This window comes from Pseudomonas sp. (genome assembly GCF_049645325.1).
In the GTDB taxonomy this organism is placed as follows: domain Bacteria; phylum Pseudomonadota; class Gammaproteobacteria; order Pseudomonadales; family Pseudomonadaceae; genus Aquipseudomonas.
Window position 1 is genome coordinate 1 of the sequence record NZ_JBARTQ010000043.1, and the last position, 9,100, is coordinate 9,100.

General features: G+C 61.9%; 9 protein-coding genes. 4 read left to right on the forward strand and 5 right to left on the reverse strand.

Annotated features, from left to right (window positions below):
* Positions 1 to 96 precede the first annotated feature (96 nt).
* Entirely contained in the window at positions 97 to 639 is a 543-nt protein-coding gene (locus WBB95_RS01825) for a chalcone isomerase family protein (RefSeq protein ID WP_424486028.1), read from the reverse strand.
* A gap of 234 nt (positions 640 to 873) precedes the next feature.
* On the opposite strand from WBB95_RS01825, the gene sthA reads away from it, so the two are divergent.
* Positions 874 to 2,268 carry a Si-specific NAD(P)(+) transhydrogenase gene (gene sthA, locus WBB95_RS01830; RefSeq protein ID WP_003189670.1) on the forward strand — a complete coding sequence of 465 codons (1,395 nt, stop codon included), beginning with the start codon at positions 874 to 876 and terminating at the stop codon, positions 2,266 to 2,268.
* A gap of 42 nt (positions 2,269 to 2,310) precedes the next feature.
* Here the strand turns inward: sthA and WBB95_RS01835 are convergent, their stop codons facing one another.
* Together WBB95_RS01835 and WBB95_RS01840 are read right to left on the reverse strand one after the other, a co-directional pair.
* The gene (locus WBB95_RS01835) at positions 2,311 to 3,033 is read right to left on the reverse strand and encodes a glycerophosphodiester phosphodiesterase (protein ID WP_116629498.1); all 723 of its coding nucleotides are present in this window, start codon (positions 3,031 to 3,033) and stop codon (positions 2,311 to 2,313) included.
* Between the two features lie 43 nt (positions 3,034 to 3,076).
* Entirely contained in the window at positions 3,077 to 3,661 is a 585-nt protein-coding gene (locus WBB95_RS01840; protein ID WP_424486029.1) for a PilZ domain-containing protein, read from the reverse strand.
* Between the two features lie 94 nt (positions 3,662 to 3,755).
* Here WBB95_RS01840 and WBB95_RS01845 point away from each other — a divergent pair, with 94 nt between their 5' ends.
* From WBB95_RS01845 to WBB95_RS01855, 3 genes are read left to right on the forward strand one after another with little or no spacing between them, the layout of a single operon-like run.
* On the forward strand, positions 3,756 to 5,006 hold the full coding sequence (locus WBB95_RS01845) for a lipoprotein-releasing ABC transporter permease subunit (RefSeq protein WP_424486030.1): 1,251 nt from the start codon (positions 3,756 to 3,758) through the stop codon (positions 5,004 to 5,006).
* A 7-nt stretch (positions 5,007 to 5,013) separates the two neighbouring features.
* Positions 5,014 to 5,697, forward strand: a complete 684-nt coding sequence (gene lolD / locus WBB95_RS01850) for a lipoprotein-releasing ABC transporter ATP-binding protein LolD (RefSeq protein WP_017477213.1) — start codon at positions 5,014 to 5,016, stop codon at positions 5,695 to 5,697.
* 60 nt (positions 5,698 to 5,757) lie between these two features.
* Positions 5,758 to 7,002: a lipoprotein-releasing ABC transporter permease subunit gene (locus WBB95_RS01855; protein WP_424486031.1), complete on the forward strand. Its 1,245-nt coding sequence runs from the start codon at positions 5,758 to 5,760 to the stop codon at positions 7,000 to 7,002.
* Between the two features lie 124 nt (positions 7,003 to 7,126).
* On the opposite strand, the gene WBB95_RS01860 is transcribed toward WBB95_RS01855, so the two are convergent.
* Positions 7,127 to 8,473, reverse strand: coding sequence for a heavy metal sensor histidine kinase (locus WBB95_RS01860; RefSeq protein WP_424486032.1), 1,347 nt, complete (start codon positions 8,471 to 8,473; stop codon positions 7,127 to 7,129).
* On the reverse strand, positions 8,470 to 9,100 hold a 631-nt coding region (locus tag WBB95_RS01865), incomplete at its 5' end, for a heavy metal response regulator transcription factor (RefSeq protein ID WP_424486033.1). The genes WBB95_RS01860 and WBB95_RS01865, both read right to left, overlap by 4 nt.

Sequence of the window (9,100 nt, forward strand, 5' to 3'; positions counted from 1 at the left end):
GAGCGGGCTTGCTCGCGAAGGCGGTGCGTCAGTGACTCATCATTCGACTGATACACCGCTTTCGCGAGCAAGCCCGCTCCCACAGGGGATTTGTGTTTAATTCAAGAGCGTATTGCGCAGGCTGTCCGACAAGCCTTTCGGCGCCAGCCAGATGCCCAGGTAAACCTTCGCCAACTCGTCGCTGCGACTGCTGAACACCACCTGCTCATTGATCTCCAGGTTCAACCCGCGCCCAGGCCGAAAATCCAGGGCATAACGATCACCCCTGCGGATGTCACGAAAGCTGGCATGCAGTCGGTCCAGTTCCGGCTTCAAGCGGGCGAGGGTGGCGGTGGTTTGCTGACGTTCGAGGGCGGTGGTGGCGGCCTTGATCACGTCGGTGCGGTCGATGTCGCGAAAGTAATACAGCGCCAGGCGCAGGTCCTTTTGCTGGTCCCACGCCTGTTTTGCGCGGATGTCAGCCGGGGTATACAGCGCTGCGCCGTACACATCCGCCCAGAGATAGACCAGCACCGCCTGGTTCTTCAGCGCCAACTCATGGGATTGCCCCGGGAAATTGGCCTGCTTGAGCCGGTCTGCCTCATTGGCGTGTACGGTTAACGAAAAAATCAGCAATAAACAGAAAACGACATGCCGCATAATGGCTCGTCCTGCGAAGGTGCGTGTCAGCAGTGTAATGCCAGTTTGCAGTTCCTGTAGTAAAGGCAAGACTGGCCTACGACGCGACCAAGGGTTAATGTGCGCGGCGTTGAGCCTTATATAGACTGTGCCCCGGTTCACACACTTGAGCCAAATTGTCCTTCATGCCCGCTGGCCGCGGCATGATTTAGCCAGGCGTCCAACCGTACGCCTGGCCTGTTCTGAGGAGTACGCATGGCTGTCTACAACTACGACGTGGTGGTACTGGGTTCCGGCCCAGCTGGAGAAGGTGCGGCGATGAATGCCGCCAAAGCGGGGCGCAAGGTGGCGATGGTCGATAGCCGTCGCCAGGTCGGCGGTAACTGCACCCACCTGGGTACCATCCCGTCCAAGGCCTTGCGTCACTCGGTGCGCCAGATCATGCAGTTCAACACCAACCCGATGTTTCGGGCCATTGGTGAGCCGCGCTGGTTTTCGTTTCCGGACGTGTTGAAAAGCGCCGAGAAAGTCATTTCCAAACAAGTCGCTTCGCGTACCGGCTACTACGCCCGTAACCGCGTCGACCTGTTCTTCGGCACCGGCAGCTTCGCCGACGAGCAAACCGTCGAAGTGGTCTGCGCCAACGGCGTGGTCGAAAAGCTGGTGGCCAAGCACATCATCATCGCCACCGGTTCGCGCCCGTATCGCCCGGCCGATATCGATTTCCACCACCCGCGTATCTACGATAGCGACACCATCCTCAGCCTGGGCCACACCCCGCGCAAACTGATCATCTACGGCGCCGGCGTGATTGGCTGTGAATACGCCTCGATCTTCAGCGGCCTGGGTGTGCTGGTGGAGCTGGTGGATAACCGTGACCAGTTGCTGAGCTTCCTCGACTCGGAAATTTCCCAGGCGTTGAGCTACCACTTCAGCAACAACAACATTACCGTGCGCCACAACGAAGAGTACGAGCGGGTCGAAGGCTTGGACAACGGTGTGATCCTGCACCTCAAGTCCGGCAAGAAGATCAAGGCCGACGCCTTGCTGTGGTGCAACGGCCGTACCGGCAACACCGACAAGCTGGGCATGGAAAACATCGGGGTCAAGGTCAACAGCCGTGGCCAGATCGAAGTGGACGAGAACTACCGCACCTGCGTGCCGAACATCTACGGTGCCGGTGACGTGATCGGCTGGCCGAGCCTGGCCAGCGCCGCGCACGACCAAGGCCGTTCGGCGGCGGGCAGCATCGTCGACAATGGCAGCTGGCGTTACGTCAACGACGTGCCGACCGGGATCTACACGATTCCCGAGATCAGCTCGATCGGCAAGAACGAACACGAACTGACCAAGGCCAAGGTGCCTTACGAAGTGGGCAAGGCGTTCTTCAAGAGTATGGCGCGTGCGCAGATCGCCGGTGAGCCGCAAGGCATGCTGAAGATCCTGTTCCACCGTGAAACCCTGGAAGTCCTCGGCGTGCATTGCTTCGGCTACCAGGCGTCGGAGATCGTGCACATCGGCCAGGCGATCATGAACCAGCCGGGTGAACAAAATACCCTCAAGTATTTCGTCAACACCACGTTCAACTACCCGACCATGGCTGAAGCCTATCGGGTAGCGGCCTACGATGGCCTCAACCGGCTTTTTTGAGCGGCTCCGGCCGGTGGCCTGAGCCGGCCGGGGAGACCGATTTCAGTAATTCCCGAGAGTGGCAGTGGCCAAACCGGGAAAGTCTGTAATCAGGCTATCTACGCCGAAGTCGGCGAGCCTGCGCATCAGCGCAGGTTCGTTGACTGTCCACACCGACACGTGCAAGCCCTGGCGCTGGGCTTTTTCCAGACGCTCAGGGGTGCACAACGTCCAGTTCAACGCCAAATACTCACAGCCATAGTTCTGCGCGACCTTCAGCGGGTCGAGCCAGGCGTATTCGGCGACCAGGCCACGCGACAGGTCCGGGGTGAGTTCAACCGCCGCTTTCAGCACTTCGCGCGAACTTGAGGTCACGGTGACCTTGTCCATCAGGCCATGACGCACCGCCATCTCGCGGATTGCCAGCACGGTGGTTGCAGCGCGGGTGCGCGAAGCGCTTTTGACTTCCAGCTGCCAGTGATCGAAGTCGCACTTTTCGAACAGTTCTTCCAGGCGCGGAATCGGGCACGGCTTGACCCAGCCCGGGCCGCCTTTGCGCGCGTCCATCTTTACCAGGTCGGCCGCCGAATACTCGACGACTTTGCCGCGCCGGTCGGCAGTGCGCTTGAGGGTCGGGTCGTGGATGACCATCAGCTCGCCGTCCATGGACAGGTGCAAGTCCAGTTCGCAACGGCGTACACCGTGCTTGAGGCATTCCTGAAAGCTGGTCAGGGTGTTTTCCGGTGCTTCGCCTTTGGCACCGCGATGGCCGTAAATCAGGGTCACAGTTGCTCCTTTACGCCAGGTTTTCCGGCGGGGTAAATACAATTCAGGTGTCTTGGGCGTCGCTTTGTTCCCGCGCCAGGCGTCGTTCCTGGGCTTGTTTTTGCAGGATATAGCGCGCCAGCAATTGGCGCTGGGCGTCGGTCATCGATTCGAACTCGGTGCCGATGTCAAAACCGCCGCCCTTGGGGTCGCAATGGGTGACGCGCGCGCGCAGCAGCAAACCCAGCGCCTGGGGCATCAGCACCAGCTTGACCGCCAGGTGCGTGTCGGGCGTCAGGGGCGTGGGGTGCTGGAAGTCGATGCCGCCTTCGGAAATGATCACCGGCTGCGGCGCGCCAACCTCATCCAGCAGGCCACGCGCCATGATCTGGCTGAGCAAATCGACGCGCTTGTTCTGGACTTTGAGGAAGGCCGCCAGGCTGCGATCTTTCTCGCTGATCTGGCGCAACAGGTGCTGGGCTTCGAATTCGCTGAGGTGCAATTCGCTCAACAGATTGAAGAGCGGGGAATCATCCAGCAACACTTCCTTGCTCGCCGCTTCGGGCGCGCAAAGGCTGCTGATTTGCAGTGCGATCATGTCGTCGATACGGTAGTATTCGCGGCGTTCTTCTTCATCTAATGTCGACATGGCGAACCCCAGGTAACGGTAATGGTCAGAGTGTAAAGCTGCTTACCAGACCCCGCCACCGGGACGTCTTCTTTTCCTCCGAACAAGCCCCGACATGTTCAGACCTCTCTTCGTATTTATCGGCACGCGTTATACCCGTGCAAAGCGCCGCAATCATTTTGTGTCGTTCATTTCCTTGACCTCGATGATCGGGCTCGCCTTGGGCGTGGTCGTGATGATCGTGGTGCTGTCGGTGATGAACGGCTTCGATCATGAGATGCGCACCCGTGTGCTGGGCATGGTGCCCCACGCGACCATTGAGGGCGATGCGCCGATCAATGACTGGCAAAGCCTGGCCGCCAAGGTCAAGCAGAACCCCAAGGTGGTGGCCGTCGCGCCATTCACCCAGATGCAGGGGCTGCTGACCAATGACGGCAAGGTGCAGAAGATCCTGCTCAATGGCGTCGACCCGGCCCAGGAGCGCAACGTCTCGATCATCGACAAGTTCATGCTCCAGGGCAAACTCGACGATTTGGCGCCCGGCAGCTTTGGCATCGTGATCGGCGACAAGGCCGCGGCCAAGCTCGGCGTGGGCCTCGGCGACAAGCTGACCTTCGTCGCGCCGGAAGTCACCGTGACCCCGGCGGGCATGTTCCCGCGCATGAAGCGCTTCACCGTGGTCGGCACCTTCCACGTCGGCGCCGGCGAGATCGACGGCTACCTCGGCCTGACCAACCTGACTGACCTCGCGCGCCTGCACCGCTGGCAGCCGGATCAGGTGCAGGGCCTGCGCCTCAAGTTCAACGACCTGTTCGACGCGCCGCGCGCCTCGTGGGAAATTGCCCAGCACTTGGGCGAATCCCAGTATTACGCCCGCGACTGGACCCGCACCCACGGCAACCTGTACCAGGCCATCCGCATGGAAAAAGCCATGATCGGCCTGTTGTTGCTGCTGATCGTCGCCGTGGCGGCGTTCAACATCATCTCCACGCTGGTGATGGTGGTGAACGACAAGAAGGGCGATATCGCCATCCTGCGTACCCTTGGCGCCACGCCGGGGCAGATCATGGCGATCTTCATGGTGCAGGGCACGGTGATCGGCGTGGTCGGCACCCTGATCGGCACCGCGGTCGGCATCCTGGCCGCGTTGAACGTCAGCGCCGCCATCGCCGCGCTGGAAAAAGTCATCGGTCACAAGTTTCTCAACGCCGACGTCTACTTCATCGACTACTTGCCGTCCCAGGTTCAGGCCCAGGACGTGTTGATGGTGGGCGGCGCCGCGTTGGTATTGAGTTTCCTTGCCACCCTGTATCCAGCCTGGCGCGCGGCACGTACCCAGCCAGCACAGGCCTTACGTTATGAGTGAATCGGGCATGAGTGAAAAAGCAATCCTGAGCTGCCGCAACCTGGGCAAATCCTACGAGGAAGGTCCGGAATCGGTGGTGGTGCTGTCCAACCTGCAGCTGGAACTGCACCCCGGCGAGCGCGTGGCGATCGTCGGCAGTTCCGGTTCCGGCAAAAGCACCTTGCTGAACCTGTTGGGCGGCCTTGATACGCCGTCCCAGGGCAGCGTTTGGCTGGCCGGTGAAGAATTGTCGGCATTGGGCGAAAAGGCCCGTGGCCAACTGCGCAACCGTTCGCTGGGTTTTGTGTACCAGTTCCACCACCTGCTGCCGGAATTCACCGCACTGGAAAACGTGTGCATGCCGCTGCTGATCGGCAAGACCGCGATCCCGGAAGCACGCCAGCGTGCCAAGGCGTTGCTGGAGCGCGTCGGCCTCGGCCATCGCCTGGAGCACAAACCGGCTGAGTTGTCCGGCGGCGAGCGCCAGCGTGTGGCAATCGCGCGTGCCCTGGTCAACAACCCGGGCCTGGTGATGCTCGACGAGCCGACCGGCAACCTCGACTCCCACACCGCCCAGGGCATCAAGGACTTGATGCTCGAACTGAGCACCCAGATGCGCACCGCGTTCCTGGTGGTGACCCATGACATGAGCATGGCCCGCCAGATGGACCGCGTGTTGCACCTGCAGGAAGGTCATCTGGTCGCCATCTGACCCGTTTCAAGCCCGACGCCAGGCGTCGGGCTTTTTCATTTTTTTAAACGGTGCCCGCGAATGTTCAGACCGTTATCGATTTTCATCGGCACGCGCTATACCCGCGCCAAGCGCCGCAACCGTTTTGTTTCGTTTATCTCGATGACCTCGATGATCGGCCTCGCCCTGGGCGTGCTGGCGATGATCGTGGTGTTGTCGGTGATGAACGGCTTCCAGCGCGAAATGAGCTCGCGCATCCTCGGCATGGTGCCTCACGCGACCATCGTCGGCGTGAACCCGATCAGTGATTGGCAGCCCGTAGCGGCAGCTGCGCTGAAGAACCCGGAAGTCACCGCCGCCGTACCGTTCACACAAATGGACGGCATGTTTTCCTACAAAGGCGCGATGCAGCCGATCGAGATCAGCGGCGTCGACCCGGCACAGGAAGGCAAGGTCTCGATCGTGGCTCAGCATATCGTGCGCGGCAAACTCGATGACTTGAAGCCTGGCGAGTTCGGCGTGGTGGTCGGCGACATCACCGCACGGCGTTTTCGCCTGAACGTGGGCGACAAGCTGACCCTGATCGTGCCGGAAGTCAGCACCGCGCCGGGTGGCATTACCCCGCGCATGCAGCGCTTGAACGTGGTCGGCATCTTCAAGGTCGGCGCCGAGCTGGATGGCTCCATGGCCCTGATCCACATGGCCGACGCTGCTGAAATCCAGCACTGGCAGCCCAACCAGGTGCAAAGCGTGCGCCTGGCGGTGAAGGACCTGTACGCAGCGCCCAAGGTGTCGGCGGACATTGCCGCCAGCCTCGGTGCGGACTACAAGCCGGATGACTGGACCCACACCCAGGGCAGCCTGTTCAGCGCGATGAAGATGGAAAAGACCATGATCGGCCTGCTGTTGCTGATGATCGTCGCCGTGGCCGCGTTCAACATCATCGCCACGTTGATCATGGTGGTGAACGACAAAGGTGCGGACATCGCGATTTTGCGCACCATCGGCGCCACGCCACGCCAGATCATGGCGATCTTCATGGTGCAGGGCACCGTGATCGGCATCGTCGGCACCCTGATCGGCGGTGTACTGGGCGTGATTGCGGCGCTGAACGTGAGTGAACTGGTGGGCTGGCTGGAGCGCGTGACCGGGCAGCATATCTTCAGCTCGGACGTGTACTTTGTCAGCAACCTGCCTTCGGAACTGCAGGGCGGGGATGTGCTGCTGATTTGCTCGGCCGGGTTTGTGTTGAGCTTCTTGGCCACGCTGTACCCGGCGTATCGGGCGGCGAAGATTGAGCCGGCGCATGCCCTCAGGTATTCGTAAAGTTTAAGACCGCTTTCGCGAGCAAGCCCGCTCCCACATTTGTCCGCGTACATCCTTTGGAATGCAGTCGAATGTGGGAGCGGGCTTGCTCGCGAAGGGGCCGCCCCAGCTTGCATCAATCTACCTAGGGCAACTCAATCACAAACCGCGTCCATCCCGCCTCAGACTCACAAAAAATCCGTCCCCCGTGCGCCCGCACAATCGACTGGGTAATCGCCAGCCCCAGCCCTGCATGCTCGCTGCTGCCTTCATGCCGCGCCGGGTCGGCCCGGTAGAACCGGTCAAACAACCTCGGTAACAACGCCGGCGCAATCCCGTCCCCACTGTTCTCCACCGTCAACGTCACCCCGCGCGCGCCTTCCACCATCCGCACACGCACCTCGCCACCGGCCGGGGTAAACCTGAGGGCGTTATCCAGCAAGTTCGAGAGTGCCCGGCGCAACATGCCGCGATCGCCCGTCGTGTGGGCCGTGCCCTCGCGAACCAGGCTGACCTGTGCGTCCTCCGCCAGCAGCGCAAAGAACTCCAGCAACGCGTCCACTTCATCCGCCAGCACCAAGGCTTCGCGCTTGGGCATCAGCAAACCGTGGTCGGCCTTGGCCAGGTACAACATGTCGTTCACCAACTGCGCCATCCATTGCAGCTCTTCGAGGTTGCTGTGCAGCGCCTCGCGGTAATCCTCCAGCGGGCGCGGCTGGGTGAGGATGACTTGGGTGTGGGTGAGCAGGTTCGACAGCGGCGTGCGCAGTTCATGGGCGATGTCGGCGGAAAACGCCGAGAGGCGCTGGAACGCGTCGTCCAGGCGGCCCAGCATGGCGTTGAAGGCCTGGGCCAGTTCGGCCAGCTCCACCGGCATTTGCTCCTGCGGCAAGCGCTGGGTCAGGGAGTGGGCCGACACGCCAGCCGCGACTTCGCCCATGCGCCGCAACGGCCGCAACCCGCTGCGTGCAGCCCAGGCACCGAGGAGCGCGGTGGCCAGGGCCGAGAGGCCGACGGTCAGCCAGATCAGGTGCTGCATGCGTTGCAGAAAGTGCTGGTGATGGGTGATGTCGAGCATCAGGCTCAATTGTGGCGAGCCCGGCTGGCCGGGCAGCAACGGCACGTTGTACACGCGGTAGTCGGTGCCGGCGTTTTGCAGGCTGTGCAGGCCGGGCGCCTCGGGCAAGGACACGCCGGGGGCGGCGTCATACCAGCGCTGGCCAGCGGCGGTGATGCGCAGCGCCAGGTCAGGCTGGCGACTGAGTTCTGTGCGCAGTTGCGCCTCGCGTTGGGCGAACAGCTGCGGCGTATCGACACCCTGCAATGTGCTGCGCAGGGCCACCAGCTTGCCGTCGAGCAACTGTTGGTCCAGCTCGACAAAATGCGCCTCGCTGGCGTGGTTGAACAGTACACCGGCGATCAGCGAGACCACCGCAGTGCAGGCGGCAAACAACAGCGCCAGGCGGCTGGTGAGGGACAGGCGCTTGATCAATTGAAACGCTCCTCCAGCACATAACCCATGCCGCGTACGGTGTGGATCAGCTTATTGGGGAAGTGGTCATCGACCTTCAGGCGCAGGCGGCGGATCGCCACTTCGATGATGTTGGTGTCGCTGTCGAAGTTCATGTCCCACACCTGGGAGGCAATCAGCGACTTGGGCAGCACCTCGCCCTGGCGTCGCAGCAACAGCTCCAGCAGTGAGAATTCCTTGGCGGTGAGGTCGATGCGCTGGCCGTCCCGTTCGACGCGGCGGCGGATCAAGTCCAAGCGCAGATCGGCCAATTGCAGCGCGGTTTCCTGGGGTGCGCTGCTGCCACGGCGCAACAGGCTGCGCACTCGGGCCAGCAGTTCGGAGAAGGCAAACGGCTTGACCAGGTAGTCGTCGGCGCCCAGTTCCAGGCCGTGCACGCGGTCTTCCACGGCGTCACGGGCGGTGAGGAACAGCACCGGAATATCCAGGCCGGCGCCGCGCACGGCCTGTAGGATTTGCCAGCCATCGCGGCCCGGCAACATGACATCCAGAATCAGCAGGTCGTAATCGCCGGTCAACGCCAAGTGCTGCCCGGTGGTGCCGTCGGCCACCAGTTCGGTGGTAAAGCCAGCCTCGGCCAAGCCCTGG

Excerpts from the sequence above, each read along its gene's own strand:
- WBB95_RS01840 (WP_424486029.1), bottom strand. The coding sequence starts at position 3,661 with ATGTCGACATTAGATGAAGAAGAACGCCGCGAATACTACCGTATCGAC.
- WBB95_RS01855 (WP_424486031.1), top strand. The coding sequence starts at position 5,758 with ATGTTCAGACCGTTATCGATTTTCATCGGCACGCGCTATACCCGCGCC.
- sthA (WP_003189670.1), top strand. The coding sequence starts at position 874 with ATGGCTGTCTACAACTACGACGTGGTGGTACTGGGTTCCGGCCCAGCT.
- lolD (WP_017477213.1), top strand. The coding sequence starts at position 5,014 with ATGAGTGAAAAAGCAATCCTGAGCTGCCGCAACCTGGGCAAATCCTAC.
- WBB95_RS01845 (WP_424486030.1), top strand. The coding sequence starts at position 3,756 with ATGTTCAGACCTCTCTTCGTATTTATCGGCACGCGTTATACCCGTGCA.
- WBB95_RS01825 (WP_424486028.1), bottom strand. The coding sequence starts at position 639 with ATGCGGCATGTCGTTTTCTGTTTATTGCTGATTTTTTCGTTAACCGTA.